At 71.1% G+C, this 22798-nt stretch carries 17 protein-coding genes; 10 read left to right on the forward strand and 7 right to left on the reverse strand.

From position 1 onward, the window contains the following. Positions 1–87 precede the first annotated feature (87 nt). On the reverse strand, positions 88–3237 hold the full coding sequence (gene ileS / locus IA22_RS0104495; protein WP_030122792.1) for an isoleucine--tRNA ligase: 3150 nt from the start codon (positions 3235–3237) through the stop codon (positions 88–90). Positions 3238–3803: 566 nt separating this feature from the next. Between ileS and IA22_RS0104500 the strand changes: the two genes are divergently transcribed. The 5 genes from IA22_RS0104500 to IA22_RS0104520 all read left to right on the forward strand — a co-directional run bounded on the left by IA22_RS0104500 (position 3804) and on the right by IA22_RS0104520 (position 8546). Then, the gene (locus IA22_RS0104500) at positions 3804–4640 is read left to right on the forward strand and encodes a TraR/DksA family transcriptional regulator (RefSeq protein WP_014156757.1); all 837 of its coding nucleotides are present in this window, start codon (positions 3804–3806) and stop codon (positions 4638–4640) included. 157 nt (positions 4641–4797) lie between these two features. Next, positions 4798–5412 (forward strand): signal peptidase II, encoded by a 615-nt coding sequence (gene lspA, locus IA22_RS0104505; protein ID WP_014156758.1) that lies wholly within the window; start codon positions 4798–4800, stop codon positions 5410–5412. Between the two features lie 23 nt (positions 5413–5435). After that, a complete protein-coding gene (locus tag IA22_RS0104510) occupies positions 5436–6377 on the forward strand; it encodes an RluA family pseudouridine synthase (protein ID WP_014156759.1) in 942 nt (313 codons plus the stop codon). Next, positions 6374–6850 carry a GNAT family N-acetyltransferase gene (locus IA22_RS0104515; protein ID WP_014156760.1) on the forward strand — a complete coding sequence of 159 codons (477 nt, stop codon included), beginning with the start codon at positions 6374–6376 and terminating at the stop codon, positions 6848–6850. Before IA22_RS0104510 ends, IA22_RS0104515 begins: the two co-directional genes overlap by 4 nt. A 109-nt stretch (positions 6851–6959) precedes the next feature. Then, positions 6960–8546, forward strand: a complete 1587-nt coding sequence (locus IA22_RS0104520) for a Na+/H+ antiporter (RefSeq protein WP_030122793.1) — start codon at positions 6960–6962, stop codon at positions 8544–8546. 22 nt (positions 8547–8568) lie between these two features. Here IA22_RS0104520 and IA22_RS0104525 read toward each other — a convergent pair whose 3' ends face one another. Continuing rightward, the gene (locus IA22_RS0104525; RefSeq protein ID WP_030122794.1) at positions 8569–9711 is read right to left on the reverse strand and encodes a mechanosensitive ion channel family protein; all 1143 of its coding nucleotides are present in this window, start codon (positions 9709–9711) and stop codon (positions 8569–8571) included. A 38-nt stretch (positions 9712–9749) separates the two neighbouring features. On the opposite strand from IA22_RS0104525, the gene IA22_RS0104530 reads away from it, so the two are divergent. Beyond that, a complete protein-coding gene (locus IA22_RS0104530) occupies positions 9750–10328 on the forward strand; it encodes a dienelactone hydrolase family protein (RefSeq protein ID WP_030122795.1) in 579 nt (192 codons plus the stop codon). An 88-nt stretch (positions 10329–10416) separates the two neighbouring features. Here the strand turns inward: IA22_RS0104530 and IA22_RS0104535 are convergent, their stop codons facing one another. The 4 genes from IA22_RS0104535 to IA22_RS0104550 form a co-directional block, all read right to left on the reverse strand. Next, positions 10417–12084: an alkaline phosphatase D family protein gene (locus IA22_RS0104535; protein WP_030122796.1), complete on the reverse strand. Its 1668-nt coding sequence runs from the start codon at positions 12082–12084 to the stop codon at positions 10417–10419. Positions 12085–12244: 160 nt separating this feature from the next. Then, a complete protein-coding gene (locus IA22_RS0104540) occupies positions 12245–13060 on the reverse strand; it encodes a DsbA family protein (RefSeq protein ID WP_014156765.1) in 816 nt (271 codons plus the stop codon). 49 nt (positions 13061–13109) lie between these two features. Next, a complete protein-coding gene (locus IA22_RS0104545) occupies positions 13110–13835 on the reverse strand; it encodes a hypothetical protein (RefSeq protein WP_030122797.1) in 726 nt (241 codons plus the stop codon). An 82-nt stretch (positions 13836–13917) separates the two neighbouring features. Continuing rightward, on the reverse strand, positions 13918–15243 hold the full coding sequence (locus tag IA22_RS0104550) for a DUF2252 domain-containing protein (protein ID WP_015576816.1): 1326 nt from the start codon (positions 15241–15243) through the stop codon (positions 13918–13920). 221 nt (positions 15244–15464) lie between these two features. Here IA22_RS0104550 and dnaE point away from each other — a divergent pair, with 221 nt between their 5' ends. Then, positions 15465–19004, forward strand: coding sequence for a DNA polymerase III subunit alpha (gene dnaE / locus IA22_RS0104555; protein ID WP_030122798.1), 3540 nt, complete (start codon positions 15465–15467; stop codon positions 19002–19004). 80 nt (positions 19005–19084) lie between these two features. Here the strand turns inward: dnaE and IA22_RS37045 are convergent, their stop codons facing one another. Beyond that, complete coding sequence (locus IA22_RS37045) at positions 19085–19252, reverse strand: hypothetical protein (RefSeq protein ID WP_014156769.1); 168 nt, start codon at positions 19250–19252, stop codon at positions 19085–19087. 268 nt (positions 19253–19520) lie between these two features. On the opposite strand from IA22_RS37045, the gene IA22_RS0104565 reads away from it, so the two are divergent. The 3 genes from IA22_RS0104565 (at position 19521) to IA22_RS0104575 (ending at position 22798) form a co-directional block, all read left to right on the forward strand. Then, entirely contained in the window at positions 19521–20783 is a 1263-nt protein-coding gene (locus tag IA22_RS0104565) for an NYN domain-containing protein (protein ID WP_030122799.1), read from the forward strand. 118 nt (positions 20784–20901) lie between these two features. After that, positions 20902–21885, forward strand: coding sequence for an ABC transporter ATP-binding protein (locus tag IA22_RS0104570; RefSeq protein WP_014156771.1), 984 nt, complete (start codon positions 20902–20904; stop codon positions 21883–21885). A 22-nt stretch (positions 21886–21907) separates the two neighbouring features. Next, the gene (locus IA22_RS0104575; protein ID WP_014156772.1) at positions 21908–22798 is read left to right on the forward strand and encodes an ABC transporter permease; all 891 of its coding nucleotides are present in this window, start codon (positions 21908–21910) and stop codon (positions 22796–22798) included.

Raw genomic sequence — 22798 nt, forward strand, 5'->3', positions numbered from 1 at the left:
CGGGTTCCGGTGTCCCCGGTTCGACATAGGCCGGGTACGACGAAGGGCGCGGCCGGAGTGTGTCCGGCCGCGCCCTTCGGGTGGGGGCTACGCCTCGGTCTTGCGGAGGCGGAACGTGAGGGACAGGCCCTCGTCCTCGAACGGGGTGCCGTACGTGTCGTCGGCCTCGCCCCGCGCGTAGTCCAGGGCCAGGACCTCGTCCGCGATGAGGGTCGCGTGCGCGGTCAGGGCCTCGGCGGTCTCGGAGGACGGGGAGGTCCAGCGCACCGCGATGCGGTCGGACACCTCCAGGCCGCTGTTCTTGCGGGCCTCCTGGATCAGCCGGATCGCGTCACGGGCCAGTCCGGCGGCCCGCAGCTCCGGGGTGATCTCCAGGTCCAGCGCGACCGTCGCGCCCGAGTCGGAGGCCACCGACCAGCCCTCGCGGGGGGTCTCCGTGATGATGACCTCGTCGGGGGCCAGGGTGATCTGCTCGCCGTCGACCTCCACCGAGGCCGTTCCCTCGCGCAGCGCCAGGCTCAGCGCCGCGGCGTCGGCGTCGGCGACGGCCTTGGCGACCGCCTGGACGCCCTTGCCGAACCGCTTGCCCAGCGCGCGGAAGTTCGCCTTGGCCGTGGTGTCGACCAGCGAGCCACCCACCTCGGAGAGGGAGGCCAGGGAGGAGACGTTCAGCTCCTCCGTGATCTGGGCGCGCAGCTCCGGCGTGAGCGACTCGAAGCCCGAGGCCGCCACCAGGGCGCGCGACAGCGGCTGCCGGGTCTTGACCCCCGACTCGGCGCGTGTGGCCCGGCCCAGCTCCACCAGGCGGCGTACCAGGGCCATCTGCGAGGAGAGCGACGGGTCGATCGACGCCGGGTCCGCCGTCGGCCAGGACGACAGGTGCACCGACTCCGGGGCGTCCGGGGCGACGGGAACGATCAGGTCCTGCCAGACCCGCTCCGTGATGAACGGCGTCAGCGGGGCCATCAGCCGGGTGACGGTCTCCACGACCTCGTGCAGGGTGCGCAGCGCCGCCTTGTCGCCCTGCCAGAAGCGGCGGCGCGAGCGGCGGACGTACCAGTTGGACAGGTCGTCGACGAAGGCCGAGAGCAGCTTGCCGGCGCGCTGGGTGTCGTACGCCTCCAGCGCCTTCGTGACCTCGTCGACCAGGGTGCCGAGCTCGCTCAGCAGCCAGCGGTCCAGGACGGTGCGGTCGGCGGGGGCCGGATCGGCCGCGGACGGCGCCCAGCCGGACGTACGGGCGTACAGGGCCTGGAAGGCCACCGTGTTCCAGTACGTGAGGAGCGTCTTGCGGACGACCTCCTGGATCGTGCCGTGGCCCACGCGGCGTGCCGCCCACGGGGAGCCGCCGGCCGCCATGAACCAGCGGACGGCGTCGGCGCCGTGCTGGTCCATCAGTGGGATCGGCTGGAGGATGTTGCCCAGGTGCTTGGACATCTTGCGGCCGTCCTCGGCGAGGATGTGGCCCAGGCAGACCACGTTCTCGTACGAGGACTTGTCGAAGACCAGGGTGCCGACCGCCATCAGCGTGTAGAACCAGCCACGGGTCTGGTCGATGGCCTCCGAGATGAACTGCGCCGGGTAGCGGGACTCGAAGACCTCCTTGTTCTTGTACGGGTAGCCCCACTGCGCGAACGGCATCGAACCCGAGTCGTACCAGGCGTCGATGACCTCCGGGACGCGGTACGCCTCCAGCTGGCAGTTCTCGTGCGAGCAGGTGAAGGTGATCTCGTCGATGAACGGGCGGTGCGGGTCCAGGTCCGACTGGTCGCGGCCGGTCAGCCCGGAGAGCTCGGCGCGGGAGCCGACACAGGTCAGGTGGTCGTCCTCGCAGCGCCAGATCGGCAGCGGGGTGCCCCAGTAGCGGTTGCGGGACAGCGCCCAGTCGACGTTGTTGTTCAGCCAGTCGCCGAAGCGGCCGTTCTTGACGGACTCCGGGAACCAGTTGGTCTTCTCGTTCTCCTGGAGGAGCCGGTCCTTGACCGCGGTGGTGCGGATGTACCAGGACGGCTGCGCGTAGTACAGCAGGGCCGTGTGGCAGCGCCAGCAGTGCGGGTAGCTGTGCTCGTACGGGACGTGGCGGAAGAGCTTGCCCCGCGCGTCCAGGTCCTCGGTCAGGGCCTCGTCGGCCTTCTTGAAGAAGACGCCGCCGACCAGCGGGAGGCCCTCCTCGAAGGTGCCGTCGGGGCGGACCGGGTTCACCACGGGAAGGCCGTACGCCTTGCAGACCAGGAGGTCGTCGGCGCCGAACGCGGGGGACTGGTGGACCAGACCCGTGCCGTCCTCGGTCGTGACGTACTCGGCGTTGACGACGAAGTGCGCCTCGCTCGGGAACTCGACCAGCTGGAAGGGGCGTTCGTAGGTCCAGCGCTCCATCTCACGGCCGGTGAAGGCCTCACCGGTGAGCTCCCAGCCCTCGCCGAGCGCCTTCTCGACGAGAGGCCGGGCCACGACCAGCTTCTCCGAGCCGTCCGTCGCGACCACGTAGTCGACGTCGGGGTGCGCGGCGACCGCGGTGTTGGAGACCAGCGTCCAGGGGGTCGTCGTCCAGACCAGCAGCGCGGCCTCGCCGGCCAGCGGCCCGCTCGTCAGCGGGAAACGGACGAAGACCGACGGGTCGACGACCGTCTCGTACCCCTGGGCCAGCTCGTGGTCCGACAGACCGGTGCCGCAGCGCGGGCACCAGGGCGCCACGCGGTGGTCCTGGACCAGCAGGCCCTTGCCGAAGATCTCCTTCAGCGACCACCACACGGAGTCGACGTACTCCGGGTCCATCGTGCGGTAGGCGTCGTCGAGGTCGACCCAGTACCCCATGCGGGTCGTGAGCTCGGCGAACGCGTCGGTGTGGCGGGTGACGGACTCACGGCACTTCGCGTTGAACTCGGCGATGCCGTAGGCCTCGATGTCCTTCTTGCCGTTGAAGCCCAGCTCCTTCTCCACCGCGAGCTCGACCGGCAGGCCGTGGCAGTCCCAGCCGGCCTTCCGGCCGACGTGGTAGCCCTGCATGGTGCGGAAGCGGGGGAAGACGTCCTTGAAGACGCGTGCCTCGATGTGGTGGGCACCGGGCATGCCGTTGGCGGTCGGCGGGCCCTCGTAGAAGACCCACTCGGGACGGCCCTCGGACTGTTCGAGGCTCTTGGCGAACACCTTGCTGTCGCGCCAGAAGTCGAGCACGGCGTGCTCGAGGGCGGGCAGGTCGACCTGGGCGGGTACCTGGCGGTACTGCGGCGATGTCATGTGCGGGCTTCCTCCGGCGGACGTCTTCCACTTCCGTCGGAGGGACGAGAGCCGGATCTGCTCCCGCGGTACCACCCTCCTTGGCCGCGGGCGTGCGCCCGTGGCCCCCTCATTGGGGTCGCGATGCCGGTTCTAGTGACCTCGTGTCCGCGGGCGGAGCCCACGTGTCCGAAGCTTTCTTCCGGCGGCTCCGGGGTGATCTTCACGGCGCGCTCGCCCCCGGGCTCCCACCGTCCCCGGTTCGCTGCTGGCTGCGTACGACGCTACTCGTCCCGTCCCTGCCTCTCGCTGGGGCCAGTGTACGGGCCCTCACGGGCGACGGCCGACCCGTTTGTTCCCGGGGAGGGGCTTGACCCGAATGGCCAGTCGGGGCGGAAGGAGTCCCGGAGGCCCGTGCGGCGGCGGATTACCACGCGGGGAGCTGGGCACAACGGTTGCAGGCGCACCACCGGCATGTCGTGCGGAGGGCGAAACGGCGGCGTGCCCCGTTGCCGCGGGCCTGGGGTCGATTTATCGTCCCAGCACGATTCGCGTGCAAGATCACAATATGTGAAGGGGCCGCGGCCATGGTGGCGAAGAAGACCGCCGTATCGAGAACGGCGTCCGAGAGATCCACGGCTGCGGCTGCCGAGGAGGAGACCGCGAACGCGGGCGGGAGGACCGGCGAGGGAACGGGCGGGGAGGAGCCGGCGAGGAAGGCCGCGAAGAGGACGGCCGCCAGGAAGAAGGCGGCGTCGCATCCGCAGGAGCCGGAACAGGCCGGCCCGGACGCGGTGCACGGCAGGCCCGCGAAGAAGAGCGCGGCGAAGAAGAGCACGGCGAAGAAGAGCGCAGCCAGGAAGGCGTCGAAGAAGGCGTCGAAGAAGGCCACGGGGGCGGCTCAGGCCGCCGAGCAGACAGGAGTCCACACGGTGGTAGCCAAGAAGAGCGCGGCCCGGTCCGCGGCTGCAGGAGAGGGCACCGCCACGGCGGTCCCCCCGGCCGGGGGCGGTGTGGCGACGGCGCCCGCGGACCTGGCGGTCAGGCCCGGGGAGGACCCCTGGACCCCCGAGGAGGTCGAGGAGGCACGGACCGAACTGACCGGCGAGGTCCTGCGGCTGCGCAGCGAGCTGGAGGCCTCGGGCGAGGCCCTGGCCGGTCTGATGCGTGACTCCGGGGACGGAGCGGGCGACGACGACGCGGACACCGGCACGAAGAACATCACCCGCGAGCACGAGCTGTCCCTGGCGGCCCACGCCCAGGAGACCCTGGACCAGACCGAGCGCGCCCTCGCCAGGCTCGACGCGGGCACCTACGGCCTCTGCGAGATCTGCGGCAAGCCGATCGGCAAGGCGCGGATGCAGGCCTTCCCCCGGGCCACGCTCTGCGTGGAGGACAAGCAGAAGCAGGAGCGGCGCGGCTAGTCCCCCTGGCCCGGTCGGTCCGCACCCCGCGAGGCCGTACCGGGCCCGGCCGTACCCGCGGCGCGTCGGGGCAGGTCGTCCGGGGCCTGAGGCCCCTGAAACCCCGGGTGTGTCGTACCCTCGTCCTCAGTCAGGTACCTAGGGTTGAGGGACTCACGTGGCAGAGGCGGAGCGCATCATCGGTACGCCGGACATCCCCGATGCCGAGGGGGCCGACGGGGCTGAGCCCCAGCAGCCCTCCGAGGGCTCGCTCCCGGCCGGGAGCGACGACACCGGCGGCGGCCGGGGCAGGAAGAAGGTCCTCGTCCTCCTCGTGGTGGCCGTGCTCGCCTACCTGCTCGACCTGATCAGCAAGATGATCGTGGTCGCGAAGCTGGAGCACGAGGAGCCCATCGAGATCTTCGGCGACTGGCTCAAGTTCGACGCGATCCGCAACGCGGGCGCCGCGTTCGGGATCGGCGAGGCGTTCACCGTGATCTTCACGGCCATCGCCGCCGTCGTGATCGTCGTGATCGTGCGGCTCGCCCGCAAGCTCTACAGCCTGCCCTGGGCCATCGCCCTCGGGCTCCTGCTCGGCGGGGCGCTCGGCAACCTCACCGACCGCATCTTCCGCGCGCCGGGCGTCTTCAAGGGCGCGGTCGTCGACTTCATCGCCCCGGCGCACTTCGCCGTCTTCAACCTCGCCGACTCCGCGATCGTGTGCGGCGGAATCCTCATCGTGATCCTCTCCTTCAAGGGCCTGGACCCCGACGGCACCGTGCACAAGGACTAGTGGGCGCAAGGCATACTCGACTGGTGAGTACGTATCCCGAGGTCCGCACCCTGCCCGTACCCGACGGCCTGGAGGGCGAGCGCGTCGACGCCGCCATCTCCCGGATGTTCGGTTTCTCCCGCACCAAGGCCGCCGAGCTGGCCGCGGCCGGGAAGGTGCAGGTGGACGGTGCCGTGGCCGGGAAGTCCGAGCGGGTGCACGGCGGCGCCTGGATGGAAGTGGAGATGCCCCAGGCACCCGCTCCGGTCCAGATCGTCGCCGAGCCCGTCGAGGGCATGGAGATCGTGCACGACGACGACGACATCGTCGTCATCATGAAGCCGGTCGGTGTCGCCGCCCATCCCAGCCCGGGCTGGACCGGCACCACCGTCATCGGCGGCCTCGCCGCGGCCGGCTACCGCATCTCGACGTCGGGCGCCGCCGAGCGCCAGGGCATCGTGCACCGGCTGGACGTCGGTACCTCCGGCCTGATGGTCGTGGCCAAGTCCGAGCGGGCCTACACCCTGCTCAAGGCGCAGTTCCGCGACCGGGTCGTCGAGAAGAAGTACCACGCGCTGGTCCAGGGCCACCCGGATCCGATGAGCGGCACCATCGACGCCCCCATCGGCCGCCACCCCCAGCACGACTACAAGTGGGCCGTCACCGCCGAGGGCAAGCCCTCCGTGACGCACTACGACCTCATCGAGGCCTACCGCGCGGCCAGCCTGCTCGACATCAAGCTGGAGACGGGACGCACGCACCAGATCCGCGTGCACATGTCCGCGCACCGCCACCCCTGCGTCGGCGACCTGACCTACGGCGCCGACCCCACGCTGGCCAAGCGCCTCGGCCTGACGCGCCAGTGGCTGCACGCGGTCCGGCTCGGCTTCGAGCACCCCGCCGACGGCGGCTGGGTGGAATTCGAGAGCACCTACCCGGACGACCTGCGCCACGCACTCGACACCATCGCGGCGGAGAGCCAGTGACCGCCCCGACCGCCCCGTACAGCACGCGCAGGGCCCTCGACGAGAGCGACCTCGCCGCCTGCTTCCAGGTCCGCAAGGACGTCTTCGTCGGCGAGCAGCAGGTGCCCGAGGACATCGAGTACGACACCCACGACGCCACGGCGGTGCACGTCCTCGCCGTGGCCGCGGACGGCTCCGCGCTCGGCACGGGACGGCTGCTGCACGGTGAGGCGGCGGCGGGGAAGACCGGCGGCGCCCACACCGTCGGGTCGCTCGGCCGGCTCGCCGTGACGCGTGAGGCCCGCGGTCTGGGCGTCGGGGCGGCCCTGGTCCGCGCCATCGAGGACGAGGCCCGCGCCCTGGGCCTGGCCGCCGTCGACCTGCACGCCCAGACACAGGCGCTCGGCTTCTACGAACGGCTCGGCTACACGGCGTACGGCCCCGAGTTCCCGGACGCCGGGATGCCGCACCGGGCCATGCGCCGCGCGCTCTGACCCCGGCCCGCCCGGAGGGCGCCACAGGTCCGCCGGTCCCGCGTGGCACGCTGGGGCCCTGACCGGCTGATCAACGGGCCCCGGCCCGGCGCGCTGCGGAAGGTACGACGTGGACCAGATGGCACTCCTGCTCCTGCTTCTCCTGGGAGCGGTGGTCACCGTGCCGTTGGGGGAGCGGCTGGGCCTCCCCGCACCGGTGCTGATGACGCTCGCGGGCATCGCCATGGCCTTCGCGAGCTTCGTCCCCGACGTGGACATCCCGCCGGAGATCATCCTGCCCGCCCTGCTGCCTCCGCTGCTCTACGCCTCGGTGCAGCGGACCTCCTGGCGGCAGTTCGCGGCCAACAAACGGCCGATCTTCCTGCTCGCGGTCGCCCTCGTCTTCGTCACGACGGCGGCCGTCGCCACGGTCGCGAACGCCGTGGTGCCCGGCCTGCCCATCGCCGCCGCCGTGGCACTGGGCGCCCTCGTCGCCCCGCCCGACCCCGTCGCCGCCACCGCGGTCGCGGGCTCGGTCGGGCTCCCGCGCAGGCTCGTCTCGATCCTCGAGGGCGAGGGTCTGTTCAACGACGTCACGGCCATCGTCCTGTACCACGTGGCGATCGCCGCAGCCGTCAGCGGCACCTTCTCGCTCCCCGAGGCGTTCGGGCTGCTGGTCCTCTCCGCGGTGGTCGCCGTGGTCGTCGGCCTGGTGCTCGGCTGGCTGACCATCAAGCTCATGGGCCTGCTGGGCGACGCCACGCTCCAGGTCGGGCTCACCCTGCTGGTGCCCTTCGTCAGCTACGTCCTCGCCGAGGAGCTGATGGGCTCCGGCGTCCTCGCCGTCCTCACCACCGCGCTCTTCCTCGCCGAGCACACCGCGGACGCCGACGACGTCCTGGGGCGGCTCACCGGCCGGTCCTTCTGGGAGATCGTCGACACCCTGGTGACCGGAGTCGCCTTCGGCCTCATCGGACTGGAACTCCACAGCGTGTTCGGCACCGCCGACGGCCGTGAGCTGCAGTTCGTCGGCTGGGGCCTGGCGATCGTCGCGGTCGTCGTCGGCGTACGGCTCCTGTGGCTGCTGCCGGCCACCTGGCTCGCCAAGCGGCTGCACACCCGCCGCGACTACAGCGAGGAGATCCCCACCAGCTGGCGCGAGACCGTCGTCATGTGGTGGGCGGGGATGCGCGGCGTGGCCTCGGTGGCGCTGGCCCTCGCGATCCCGCTGGAGACGGACGACGGGAAACCCTTCCCCGGCCGCGACGAGATCATCTTCGTCGCGTTCGCCGTGATCATGGCCACACTGGTGTTCCAGGGCCTGACCCTGCCGTGGCTGGTGCGCAAGCTCGGGGTCCGGGCCGACACGGACGCGGAACAGGCCCTGGAACGGGAACTCGCGATCCGGGCGGCGAAGGCGGCCAAGCGCCGGCTCAAGGAGATCGAGGGCGTCGAGGACTTCCCCGAGGAGGTCCAGGAGAGGCTCCAGCGCGCCGCGTACGACATCGGGGCCCGGATCAGCCCGGACATGGTCGACGACGAGCGGCGTGAGGCTTACGCGCAGCGCGCGGAGCGCTTCAAGGCGTTCGGCCGGGTGCAGCGCGAGCTGCTGTCGGCAGCCCGGCACGAGGTGCTCTCGGCCCGCAGCGAGCCCGGATCGGACCCGGAGGTCGTCGACCGGGTGCTGCGCTACCTCGACGTCCGCAGCCTGCGCTGAGGAGCCACCGCCGCACGGTGGTTCAGCCGCGCCCCGTGCGGGGGGCCTTGTCCGGGGTCGGCACGTTGCCGACCGACGGGGTCCGGAGGGACTCCGCGCCCGTCAGCTCCCGCCAGTGGTCGCCCGGCGGCAGCGCCGCGGGTGACGTCACCACGCGGGGCAGGGCGTAGGGGTGGTGGTCCCGCAGCCAGCCGATCATCTGCTCCCGCACGGCACAGCGCACCGTCCAGATGTCGTCCGCGTCCTTCGCGGTCACCACGGCCCGCACCTCGATCGTCGTCGGAGTGGTGTTCGTCACGGCCAGGGACCAGTCGCGGCCGTCCCAGGCGGCGCACTCGCCGAGTATGTCCCGGAGCTTCTCGCGCATCGCCGCGATCGGCGCCGAGTGGTCGAGCTGCAGGAAGACGGTGCCGGTCATCTGCACCCCGCCGCGCGACCAGTTCTCGAACGGCCTGCTCGTGAAGTAGGACACCGGCATCGTGATCCGCCGCTCGTCCCAGGTCCGTACGGCGAGGAAGGTCAGGGTGATCTCCTCGATCGTCCCCCACTCCCCGTCCACCACCACGGTGTCACCGATGCGCACCATGTCGCCGAAGGCGATCTGGAAGCCGGCGAAGAGGTTGCCGAGCGTCGACTGGGCGGCGACACCGGCGACGATGCCGATCACACCGGCGGAGGCCAGCATCGAGGTGCCGACCGTGCGCATCGCGGGGAAGGTGAGCAGCATCGCGGCGATCGCGACCGTCGCCACCACCGCGGTGACCACCCGCTGGATCAGGGTGACCTGGGTGCGGACCCGGCGGACCCGCGCGGGATCGCGGGTGGACGTCGCGTAACGGGCGTACGAGGACTGCACGACGGTGGCCGCGGCACGGATCACCAGCCAGGCCGACGCCGCGATCAGCACCAGGGTCAGGACCTGGCCGATCCCCGCCCGGTGGTCCCGCACCACGTCCAGCTTGATCTGGCCGAAGCTGGCCCGCAGCAGCGCCGTGCAGAGGACCACCTGCAGCGGCGGGCGGCAGAGCCGGAGCAGGCCCCACAAGGGCGTCTCGTGGTGGCGGCTGTCGGCGCGGCGCAGCAGCAGGTCCACCAGCCAGCCCACCAGCAGCGTGATGATCAGCGACCCGCCCACCACGAGCAGGGGCCGCAGTACGTTCTCCATTCCGTCGTCCTCCAAGCGATCGGGGCACAACTGGCACCATGGGACGCATGAACATCATGCTTTTCCACTCGACCTACGGTCTGAGGCCCGCTGTGCACGCGGCTGCCGACCGGCTGCGCGCAGCCGGCCACGACGTGCGCGTGCCCGATCTCTTCGAGGGGCACACCTTCGACACCGTCGAGGAGGGAATGGCCTTCAAGGACCAGGTGGGCAAGGACGAGCTGCTCAAGCGTGCCGTCCTGGCCGCCGCGCCCTACTCCGACCAGGGCCTCGTCTATGCGGGGTTCTCGTTCGGGGCGTCGGTCGCGCAGACCCTCGCGCTCGGCGACGCCAAGGCCCGCGGGCTGCTGCTGCTCCACGGCACCTCGGACATCGCGGAGAACGCCTCGGTGGACGAGCTGCCCGTACAGCTGCACGTGGCCGACCCCGACCCGTTCGAGTCGCACGACTGGCAGACCAGCTGGTACCTCCAGATGCAGCGGACCGGCGCCGACGTCGAGGTCTACCGCTACCCGGGGGCCGGACACCTGTTCACGGACCCGGAGCTGCCCGACTTCGACCAGGACGCGGCCGAACTGACCTGGAAGGTCTCGCTCGGCTTCCTGGCCACGCTGTAGCGCCACGCCGGGAACGGCGCCACGGGAACGGCTTCACGGGAACGGGCCGCGCCCCGGGGACGCGGCCCGTCACGGGTGTCCGGGCGGGTCAGCGCACCGGGGCGCCGACCCGCTCGACCCGCTGGGTGCCGCTGAGCGTGCGGTAGGAGCGGACCCAGGACGACGCCGCTCCCTTGTCCGTCTTGTCGGAGACGGCGTAGTAGTCCATCTGCGAGCGCTCGGCCGTCACGTCGAGGACGCCGTAGCCGTGCGAGTCGAGATCGACCCACTTCACGTGGCGGTTCGCCGCCTTGACCGCCGTCGCCGCGACGACGGACACCGTCCGGGGGGCCACCCGCAGGATGTCGTCCAGATTGTCCGAGGTGACCGAGGTGACCACGAACTCGGTGGCGGCGGACGCCGACAGGGGATACGTCGCCGCCTGGACGGGTACGTCGTTGGCCCACGCCATGTGGATGTCGCCGGTCAGGAAGACCGTGTCGGTCACGGCGTGGTCCCGCAGATGGGAGATCAGCTCCTTGCGGTCGTCCGTGTAGCCGTCCCACTGGTCGACGTTGACCGCGAGCCCTTCCGCCGGCAGCCCCAGCAGCTCGGCGAGCGGCGCCAGCAGATGGGCCGGCAACGCCCCGAAGGCGACCGGCGAGATCATCACCGAGGTGCCGACCAGCTTCCAGCGGGCGTCCGATGCCGTCAGTCCCGCCTTCAGCCAGTCCAGTTGCGCACGCCCCGTGATCGAGCGCTCCGGGTCGTCGACCGCCCCGCTGCCGACGGACGCCTGCTCGGAGCGGAAGCTGCGCAGGTCGAGCAGGTGCAGTTCGGCCAGGTCGCCGAAGCGCAGGCGTCGGTAGACGGTGCCCTCCGTGGAGGCGCGGACCGGCATCCACTCGAAGTACGCCTGCTTCGCGGCGGCCATCCGGGCCGTCCACGGGCCCTCGGTGCCCGGGGTGTGGTTCTCGGCCCCGCCCGACCAGGCGTCGTTGGCGAACTCGTGGTCGTCCCAGATGGCTATCACCGGATGGGCGGCGTGCAGCGCCTGGAGGTCGGTGTCCGTCTTGTACGTGGCGTGCCGCAGCCGGTAGTCGGCGAGGGAGACGATCTCGTGCAGCGGGGCGTGCGGGCGGACGACGGTGTCCTGGGTCGGGTAACTGCCCGACGCGTACTCGTAGATGTAGTCACCCAGGTGCAGGACGGCGTCCAGGTCGGCACGTGCCGCGAGATGGCGGTACGGGGAGAACCAGCCGGCCTCCCAGTTGGCGCAGGACACCACGCCGAAACGGATTCCCGGGACCGAGGTCCCGGCAGCGGGCGCCGTGCGGGTACGGCCGACGGGGGAGAGGACACCCTGCCCGTCCTCCGCCCCGCCGCCGGCCACGGAGAAGCGGAAGAAGTACGCCGTGGCCGGGCGCAGCCCCCGGACGTCGGCCTTGACCGTGTGGTCGGAGCCGGCCCGCGCGACGGCCGTGCCCCGGGCCGCGACGCGGGAGAAGGCCTTGTCCTCGGCGATCTCCCAGACCACCGGGGTGTCCGCGCCCAGCCCCGAGCCCGGTACGGCGTCCGGCGCGGGGGTGACGCGGGTCCACAGGAGGATGCCGTCGGGCAGCGGGTCGCCGGAGGCGACGCCGTGCAGGAAGGCGGGGCCGCCGGCTGCGCGGGCGCTCGTGGCGGCGGCGAGCACGGAACCGGCGACCGCGGTGGCGGCGGCGGCCTTGACGACCGTGCGGCGGGTGGGCGCGGTGGAGAACTGTCGACTGGTCACGGGCGATCACCCTACTGATGAGTAGAGCGAACAGGCGGGGGAACACAGGAAGTTCGCCCGCCTGTTGGCCGGATGACACCGGGAGTGGTGCCCGAGGGCCCCTTCCGGCCGCGTGATCTCCTGCCGGGCGGCCCGGCTGCCGGCGCGGGCCGGCCGTGGATCAGCCCTTCAGCGCCTTGGTGACCGCGGTGTTGAAGTCCGCCACCGTCATGGGGGCGTTCTCGCTGCCCTCGGCGGTGAGCTTCTTGCCGTCCATCTTGAGGGTCGGCGTGCCCTGCACCCCGCTCTTGTCGAACGCCTTGGACATCTTGATCGCCCAGGCGTCGAACGTGCCGTCCTCGACGTTCTTCCGGAAGGCCTTGTTGCCCTTCAGTGCGTCCACCGAGTCCGCCACCTCGATCAGGTAGCTGTCCTTGGCGAACTTGTCGTTCGCCTCCTCGGGGTGGTACTTCGCGGAGTACAGCGCGGTCTTGTACTCCAGGAAGGCCTCGGGGCTCACGTCGAGCGCCGCGCCCAGCGCGCTCAGGGCGTTCTTCGAGCCCTCGCCGCTGTCCGAGTTGTCGATGAAGGTCGCACCGACGTACTTGATCTTGTACTTGCCGGCGTCGACGTCCTTGGACACGGTCTCGCCGACCGCCTGCTCGAACGTGGCGCAGATCGGGCAGCGCGAGTCCTCGTAGAGCTCCAGGGTCTTCTTGGCGCTCGACTCGCCGATCACGACGGTCGTGCCGTCGTCACCCGAGGTGTTCTTGGGGGCGGTGACGTTCTTCGCGTCCGCCGCGGCCTCCCAGGCGGAGGGCTTGTTCAGCTGCATCACGCCGTAGCTGACACCGCCGGCGATCGCCAGCACGGCCACGACCGAGACGCCGACGACGATCTGCTTGCGTGCCTTGTCCTTCTTGGCCTGGCGCTCGCGCTCCGCGCGCAGCCGCTCGCGGGCGGCGGACTTGCTGGCCTGGCTGTTGCGCTTGCTCATGGGGGTGCTCCGTAGGTGGGGTGGCTCGGAAAGGGGGCGTACCGCGTACTCAGGCAGGGGTGAAGGCCGGGTACGGCGGGCCCCTCCGTCCCACGGAGTGCACCAGGAGGCGGACGGGGGCGAGCGGGTGCGGGCGGCCGGTGCGGGCGGCGCCGGGCCGTCCGCGGCGCCGGGCCGTGCCGGTCACGGCGACCGCGGTGAGCAGCGGGCGGAACGCGACGGCGGCCGCCGCGCGCAGCAGCCCCGCCAGCGCCGACTCGCCGCGCCGCAGCCAGGCGGCGGCCAGCAGGCCCACCGCCACGTGGGCGGCGAGCAGCAGCCAGGGGACGGCGGGGCCGGGAGAGGCGAGCAGGGCGGCTGCGTGGCCGCCGTTCCCGGTCACCCCGGCCAGCGGGGTGCCGACCGAGGCCACGCCGGAGAGTCCGTCGGCCCCGGACCCGGCCTCCCCGCCGCAGAGCACGTCGACGCCCACGGAGCGCAGCGGGCCCGCGATCGGGCCGCCCGCGGCGCCGTAGCAGAGGTGCTGGCCCGTGGTGAACACCGTGTCCGCCGCCAGCTCCAGCGGAACCAGCAGACCGGCGATCGCCCCGAAGCCGCGCTCACGGCCCGCCAGCGCGAACGCCACGGCGAAGACCGCCCCGGCCAGCAGCGCGACGGCGGTCAGCGGCAGCGGGACCCGGGAGAGCAGCACATGGGACGCGGAGGAGAGCGTGACGACGAGCGCGGTGAACAGCCCCGCGCGCATCGCTCTCATCTGCGTCCCTGATACGTCCATCGCCGGAGAGTGTGCCATGCGCCCCTGTAAGCGAGCACTAAGGATCCGCGGGGCCCGGTGGCCCGGGCTCCCGCGGAAGGTGCTAGAGGCCCGGGATGCGGCCGTTGCGGAAGAGGTCGACGAAGATCTGGTGGTCGGCCCGGGTGCGCGCGCCGTAGCTGTGCGCGAAGTCGACCAGGAGCTCGGCGAAGCCCTCCTCGTCCGCGGCGATGGCCGCGTCGATCGCGCGCTCGGTGGAGAACGGCACCAGCGAGTGCCCGCTCTCGTCGTCCGCCGCCGCGTGCATCGTGGCCGTGGCCCGGCCGAGATCGGCGACCACCGCCGCGATCTCGTCCGGCTCGTCGATGTCGGACCAGTCCAGATCGACCGCGTACGGGGAGACCTCGGCGACCAGCTGACCGGAACCGTCCAGCTCGGTCCAGCCCAGCCACGGGTCGGCGTGCGCCTGGAGCGCGCGCTGCGAGATCACCGTGCGGTGCCCCTCGTGCTGGAAGTAGTCCCGCACGGAGGCGTCGTCGATGTGCCGGGAGACCGCCGGGGTCTGGGCCTGCTTGAGGTAGATCACCACGTCGTTCTCCAGGGCGTCGCTGTTGCCCTCGAGGAGGATGTTGTACGAGGGCAGACCGGCCGAACCGATGCCGATGCCCCGGCGGCCGACCACGTCCTTCACCCGGTACGAGTCGGGCCGGGTCAGGCTCGACTCCGGCAGCGTCTCCAGATAGCCGTCGAACGCCGCCAGCACCTTGTAGCGCGTCGCCGCGTCCAGGTCGATCGCACCGCCGTCGGCGGTGAACCGGCGCTCGAAGTCCCGGATCTCCGTCATCGAGTCGAGCAGCCCGAACCGGGTCAGCGAGCGGGCGTCGCGCAGCGCGCCGAGCAGCGGGCCCTCGGCGGTGTCCAGGGTGAAGGGCGGCACCTCGTCGTTCTTTGCGCCCGTCGCCAGGGCGTGGATCCGCTCCCGGTAGGCGGCGGCGTAGACACGGACGAGCTCGGTGATCTGGTCGTCGCCGAGCGCCTTCGCGTAGCCGATCAGGGCGACGGACGCGGCGAACCGCTTGAGGTCCCAGGTGAAGGGGCCCACATAGGCCTCGTCGAAGTCGTTGACGTTGAACACGAGCCGGCCGTTGGCGTCCATGTACGTGCCGAAGTTCTCGGCGTGCAGGTCACCGTGGATCCACACCCGGCTGGTGCGTTCGTCCAGGTAGGGGCCGGTGTGCTGCTCACGGTCCAGGTCGGAGTAGAACAGACCCGCCGAGCCCCGGTAGAACGCGAAGGCCGAACCCGCCATCTTGCGGAACTTCACACGGAACGCTGCGGGGTCGGCGGCCAGGAGCTGCCCGAACGCGGTGTCGAAAACGGCGAGGATCTGCTCCCCGCGCTGCTCTGCGCCGGTCTGCGTGTCCGACATCGCTGGGTGCCTCCTGGTACATGGCGTTCATGACAAAAGGGACGGGCGTCCCCGCGTCTTCCAACGCGTGACCGTACCGTGGAGTGCCCGTCGTCCGTGCCCTCGGCGACGTAGACTTCCACGCTGTCCCCCCCGACCGTCATCTCCCGCCCGTCGTCCCACCACCACCCTCATCGTGGCGCTTCGCGCCGCCCTGAAGACCGACCCGGAGGCACAGCGCCGTGAGCAAGCCGCCCTTCACGCACCTGCACGTCCACACCCAGTACTCGCTGCTGGACGGTGCCGCGCGGCTCAAGGACATGTTCGAGGCGTGCAACGACATGGGCATGTCGCACATCGCGATGACCGACCACGGCAACCTCCACGGGGCGTACGACTTCTTCCACTCCGCGAAGAAGGCCGGGGTGACGCCGATCATCGGGATCGAGGCCTACGTCGCCCCGGAGTCCCGCAAGCACAAGCGCAAGGTCCAGTGGGGGCAGCCGCACCAGAAGCGGGACGACGTCTCGGGTTCCGGCGGTTACACCCACAAGACGATCTGGGCGGCCAACAGCACCGGGCTGCACAACCTCTTCAAGCTCTCCTCGGACGCGTACGCCGAGGGCTGGCTGCAGAAGTGGCCCCGCATGGACAGGGAGACCATCTCCCAGTGGTCCGAGGGGCTCATCGCCTCCACCGGCTGCCCGTCCGGCGAGGTGCAGACCCGGCTGCGGCTCGGTCAGTTCGACGAGGCCGTCCAGGCGGCCTCCGACTACAAGGACATCTTCGGTGAGGGCCGGTACTTCCTGGAGCTGATGGACCACGGCATCGAGATCGAGCGCCGGGTCCGCGACGGGCTCCTGGAGATCGGCCGGAAGCTGGACATCCCGCCGCTCGTGACGAACGACTCGCACTACACGTACGCCAACGAGGCGACCGCGCACGACGCCCTGCTCTGCATCCAGACCGGCAAGAACCTCTCCGACCCCGACCGCTTCCGCTTCGACGGGACGGGTTACTACCTCAAGACGACGGACGAGATGTACGGCGTCGACTCCTCGGACGCCTGGCAGGAGGGCTGCGCCAACACCCTCCTTGTCGCGCAGCAGATCGACACGACCGGCATGTTCGAGAAGCGCGACCTGATGCCGAAGTTCGACATCCCGGAAGGCTTCACGGAGATCACCTGGTTCCAGGAGGAGGTCCGGGCCGGCATGGGCCGCCGCTACCCCGGCGGCGTCCCCGAGGACCGGCAGAAGCAGGCCGAGTACGAGATGGACATCATCATCCAGATGGGGTTCCCGGGGTACTTCCTCGTCGTCGCCGACTTCATCATGTGGGCCAAGAACAACGGCATCGCGGTGGGTCCCGGCCGTGGTTCCGCCGCCGGTTCGATCGTCGCCTACGCCATGGGCATCACCGACCTCGACCCGATCACCCACGGACTGATCTTCGAGCGCTTCCTCAACCCCGAGCGCGTCTCCATGCCCGACGTCGACATCGACTTCGACGAGCGCCGGCGCGTCGAGGTCATCCGGTACGTCACCGAGAAGTACGGCGCCGACAAGGTCGCCATGATCGGCACCTACGGCAAGATCAAGGCCAAGAACGCGATCAAGGACTCCGCGCGCGTCCTGGGCTACCCCTACGCGATGGGCGACCGTCTCACCAAGGCCATGCCCGCCGACGTCCTCGGCAAGGGCATCGACCTCAACGGCATCACCGACCCGAAGCACCCGCGCTACAGCGAGGCGGGCGAGATCCGGGGGATGTACGAGAACGAGCCCGACGTCCGGAAGGTCATCGACACCGCCAAGGGCGTGGAGGGCCTCGTCCGGCAGATGGGTGTGCACGCGGCCGGCGTGATCATGTCCAGCGAGCCGATCGTCGACCACGCGCCCATCTGGGTGCGGCACACCGACGGCGTGACGATCACGCAGTGGGACTACCCCCAGTGCGAGTCGCTCGGCCTGCTCAAGATGGACTTCCTGGGCCTGCGCAACCTGACGATCATGGACGACGCCATCAAGATGGTGAAGGCCAACAAGGGCGTCGACCTGGAGATGCTCTCCCTGCCCCTGGACGACCCCAAGACCTACGAGCTGCTGTGCCGCGGTGACACGCTCGGGGTGTTCCAGTTCGACGGCGGCCCCATGCGGTCGCTGCTGCGCCAGATGCAGCCCGACAACTTCGAGGACATCTCCGCCGTCTCGGCCCTCTACCGGCCGGGCCCGATGGGCATGAACTCGCACACGAACTACGCCGAGCGCAAGAACGCCCGGCAGGAGATCACCCCGATCCACCCGGAGCTGGAGGAGCCCCTCAAGGAGGTCCTCGGCCTCACCTACGGCCTGATCGTGTACCAGGAGCAGGTGCAGAAGGCCGCCCAGATCGTCGCCGGCTACTCGCTCGGCGAGGCCGACATCCTGCGCCGTGTGATGGGCAAGAAGAAGGCCGACGAGCTGGCGAAGAACTTCGTCCTCTTCGAGGCCGGAGCCAAGAAGAACGGCTTCTCCGACGCGGCGATCAAGGCCCTGTGGGACGTCCTGGTCCCGTTCGCCGGATACGCCTTCAACAAGGCGCACTCCTCGGCGTACGGCCTGGTCACCTACTGGACCGCCTACCTCAAGGCGAACTACCCGGCCGAGTACATGGCGGCCCTGCTGACGTCCGTCAAGGACGACAAGGACAAGTCCGCGGTCTACCTCAACGAGTGCCGGCGCATGGGCATCAAGGTCCTCCCGCCGAACGTCAACGAGTCCGAGTCGAACTTCGCCGCCCAGGGTGACGACGTGATCCTCTTCGGACTGACCGCCGTCCGCAACGTCGGGTCGAACGTGGTCGACTCGATCATCAGGTGCCGCAAGGCGAAGGGGAAGTACTCCACCTTCCCCGACTTCCTCGACAAGGTCGAGGCGGTCGTCTGCAACAAGCGGACCGTCGAGTCGCTCATCAAGGCCGGTGCGTTCGACGAGATGGGGCACACCCGCAAGGGACTCGTCGCCCACCACGAGCCGATGATCGACAACGTGGTGCAGGTCAAGCGCAAGGAGGCCGAGGGACAGTTCGACCTCTTCGGCGGCATGGGCGACGAGTCGAGCGACGAGCCCGGCTTCGGCCTGGACGTCGAGTTCTCCGACATCGAGTGGGAGAAGTCCTACCTGCTCGCCCAGGAACGCGAGATGCTCGGCCTCTACGTCTCCGACCACCCGCTCTTCGGCCTGGAGCACGTCCTGTCCGACAAGTCGGACGCGGCGATCTCCCAGCTCACCGGGGGCGAGCACGCGGACGGCGCGATCGTCACCGTGGGCGGCATCATCTCCGGCCTGCAGCGCAAGATGACCAAGCAGGGCAACGCCTGGGCCATCGCCACCGTGGAGGACCTCGCGGGCTCCATCGAGTGCATGTTCTTCCCCGCGACCTATCAGCTGGTCTCCACCCAGCTCGTCGAGGACACCGTCGTCTTCGTCAAGGGACGCCTCGACAAGCGCGAGGACGTGCCGCGCCTGGTCGCCATGGAGATGCAGGTCCCCGACATCTCGAACGCCGGGTCGAACGCACCCGTCGTCCTGACCATCCCCACGGTCAGGGTCACCCCGCCCATGGTCAGCAGGCTCGGCGAGGTGCTCAGCCACCACCGCGGCGACACCGAGGTGCGCATCAGGCTCCAGGGCCCCCGCAAGACCACCGTGCTCCGGCTGGACCGGCACCGCGTCAAGCCGGACCCCGCCCTCTTCGGCGACCTCAAGGTGCTGCTCGGCCCGTCCTGCCTGGCCGGCTGACGCCCCGGACACCGACCCGCGAGAGGGGCGCCCCGCCGACCGGCGGGGCACCCCTCTCGGCCTGCCGGCCGTACGAACCGTCAGTTGTGGCCGAAGCGCTTCTGGTGCTTGCGCGCGACATCGGCCGGGCTGCCCTGGGCCTGCGTCTGCGTCTCGTACGCCGTCGACTTGGCCTCCTCCGCGCCACGCTCCGCGGCGGATGCGCGGTCGTGCTGGCTGCCCTGCTTGCGGTTCTTGTTCTTCGCCATCGTGATGCCTCCTGTGGGAGATCTGGGGGTCCAGAACCGCTGTCAGACTCACATATCACCATAAAGGCCGCATGTTGGATCATTGCTGAGCGTAGTAGCCGAGGTATCATGCGCGGTTTCCCGATCCGCCACGCCGATGATCGAGTTCCGGCCCTTGACGCCGGTGGTGTCGGGCAGACTCGAAGGAAACCCTGAGTGAGCGAACCCCGGGTCGGCGGACCCACCCCCCATGTCCGGGCCCGCCGGCCCTCCGCCGAATTGGAAGAGGGTGGAACGCGTGGATCGTTGCGTCGTCCTGGTGGACGCCGGCTACTTGCTGGGCGCAGCCGCGAGTCTGCTGGCCGGAGAGCCCGCCCGTTCCCGCATCACCGTCGACCACACCGCGCTGATCCAGGGCCTGCGCGAGCGCGCCGAGGCCGACACGGAACAGCCCCTGCTGCGCATCTACTGGTTCGACGGCGCACCCGACCGCGTCCCGCAGCCCGAGCACCGCAGGCTGCGGGTCATGCCCCGGGTGACCGTTCGGCTGGGCGCCCTCACCCGCAGTGACGGGCGGTGGGCGCAGAAGGGCGTCGACGCCGCCATGCACGCCGAGCTGACCGAACTGGCCAGAAACCGTGCCTGCTCCGACGTGGTGCTGGTGACCGGCGACGGCGATCTGCTGCCCGGCCTCATGTCCGCGAAGGAACACGGCGTAGCCGTCCATCTGTGGGCCGTCCAGGCCGCCGACGGCGACTACAACCAGTCCGAGGACCTGGTCGCCGAGGCCGACGAGCGGCGGGTGCTCGACCGCGCCTGGATCACCAAGGCCGTGCGTGCCAAGGACACGGGCGGCGTGTGCCCGCCCCCGCCCGCCCCGCGCCCCGAGATCGCCGCCATCCTCTCGGCGCCGCTGCCCGAGGCCGCCCTCGCCGCCTCCGCCGAGCGGGCGTCGGAGGCGCAGGCCGCGGCCGCCCGCAACGGCACCGGCGTCCCGCCGGCCGACGAGGCCGTCCCCCACCCGCAGCCCGGACCCGCCCACAAGGGCGTGCCCACCCCCAAGGACCTGGCGAGCCTGCGCGCGCCCGGGACGCAGACCGCGCAGCACCCCGTCCCGCAGCCCGCCGGCAACGCGACCCTGCGCTGGTCGTCCGACAAGGGCTGGGTGGAGCGCCAGGGCCCCCTCGGCGAGCCGTCCGAGACCGCTTCACTGCCGACCCTCGCCCAGCTCACCAGTGCGGAACAGCGCTGGGCGGACCGGGAGGAGGACATCACCACCGTCGGCGGCGACCCCTTCGAGGTCGGCCAGGTCTTCGCCCGGCGCTGGATGGAACGGCTCCCGGAGACGGTCCACCTGCAGAAGCTGTCCACGATGTACCCCCGCATCCCGCACCGCATCGACGGCGAACTCCTCAGGTACGCGGCACGCTTCGGGCTGCTCGCGCACAAGGACGACCAGATCGACGAGCACGACCGCTATGCCATCAGGGCGGGGTTCTGGCGTGAGATCGACGTACGGGCCGCCGCCGAGCACGCCCCCGCGGGGGAGTGAGCGGGGCCGCACCGCCCTGACCCGGACGCAATACGGGGCATCCGACCCCGTAGTCTCATACCTCGTGAGTACGGGCACAGCACAGGCTACGGGCGCAGCACAGGCGGGGACCGGCACCGTGTGCGCGGTGCGTGACCTGGTCAAGACCTACCCCGCCGTGCGCGGCCGACGCGGCCGTGCGGCCACTCCCGAGGTACGCGCCACCGACGGGGTCCGTCTCGACGTCCGGCGCGGGGAGATCTTCGGACTGCTCGGACCCAACGGCGCGGGCAAGTCCACCCTCGTACGCCAGCTGACCGGCCTGATGCGTCCCGACTCCGGAAGCGTCGAGGTGCTGGGACACGACCTCGTGCGCCACCCCGAGCGGGCCTCGCGGCTGATCGGCTACCTCGGCCAGGAATCCACCGCCCTCGACGAACTCACCGTGTCGCTCGCCGCGGAGACCACCGGACGCCTCAGGGGCATGCCGGTACGGGAGGCCCGCGCCGCCCGTGACGACGTACTGGAGGAGCTCGGGCTCACCGGGCTCGCCGGGCGGCCGATCAAGAAGCTGTCCGGCGGGCAGCGCCGGCTCGCCTGCTTCGCCGCGACGCTGGTCGGTGAACGCCCCGTCCTGGTGCTGGACGAGCCGACGACCGGAATGGATCCGGTCGCCCGGCGCTCCGTCTGGTCCGCCGTCGACCGGCGGCGGGCCGAGCACGGGGCGACGGTCCTGCTCGTGACCCACAACGTCATCGAGGCGGAGACGGTCCTGGACCGGGTGGCCGTCATGGAGGCCGGCAGGGTGATCGCCTGCGACACCCCGGCGGGTCTCAAGGAACAGGTGGCCGGCGAGGTCCGTGTCGAGCTCGTGTGGCGTGAGCGGGCACCGCTGGACGTCCCGGAGGTGGCCGCGCTCCGCGAGTCCGCGCAGGAGTCGGGGCGCAGATGGGTGCTGCGGCTCGGACCCGACGAGGCGCGGGCCGCCGTGGCCGCGGTGACCGGCGGGGCGGCCTTCTCCTCGCTCGACGACTTCACGCTGGCCACACCCAGCCTGGAGGATGTCTACCTGGCGCTCGGCGGGGACGCGGCCAGGGCCACCGAGGGACTGGTGAAGGCGTGATCAGGACGGTGAACGTGTCGGGATGCGGGTCGGAGACGAACGGGAGCACGGCCAGGTGACGAGCATCGTTCCCACGGAGTCCGCGAAGACGACGCCGAAGGGCCGGACCCCCGGCGCGAGCGCGGCCGTACGGCACGGCAGGCCCGCCCGCACCGCCCCCGCGGCGCTCGCTCCGAGGGCCGGACTGCTGCCGTCGCTGGCCGCCGTGTACCGGGCGCAGCTGTCGCGGGCGCGGGTCGCGCGGATCCCGCTGCTGTTCGTCGCGACGTTCCAGTCCGTCGGGATCATGGTGCTGATGCGCGGTGTCGTCGACGGCGGCTCGGAGGCCCGCGCCGTCGTCGCCGGGTCCAGCGTGCTGGTCGTGGCGTTCGTCGCGCTCAACCTGCTCGCCCAGTACTTCGGCCAGCTCCGGGCGGGCGGCGGGCTCGACCACTACGCGACGCTGCCGGTGCCGCCCGCCGCGGTGGTGCTGGGGGCGGCGGGGGCGTACGCCTCGTTCACCGTGCCCGGCACGATCGTCACGGCGGTGGCCGGAAGCGCGCTGTTCGGGCTTCCGATGACTCATCTGTGGGTGCTCGTCGCCGTCATCCCGCTCTCCGGAGCCGCGCTCTCCGGACTGGGTGCCGCGCTGGGACTGCTGGCGCCCCGGCAGGAGCTGGCGACGCTGCTCGGGCAGCTGGGCATGTCGGCCGCGCTGCTGCTGGGCGTGCTGCCGGCCGAGCGCCTCCCCGGCCCCGTCGGCTGGGCACGCGACCTCCTTCCCTCGACCTACGGCGTCGAGGCGCTGTCCCGGTCCTTCGACGCCCACCCCGACTGGGCGGTCGTGGCCCTCGACCTCGCGGTGTGCGCGGCGGTCGGTGTGCTCTCGCTGGCCGTGGCCACCTGGGCGTACCGGCGTGCGGCGGTCCGGTGA

This window comes from Kitasatospora papulosa (assembly GCF_000717245.1).
GTDB classification, from domain to species: domain Bacteria; phylum Actinomycetota; class Actinomycetes; order Streptomycetales; family Streptomycetaceae; genus Streptomyces; species Streptomyces papulosus.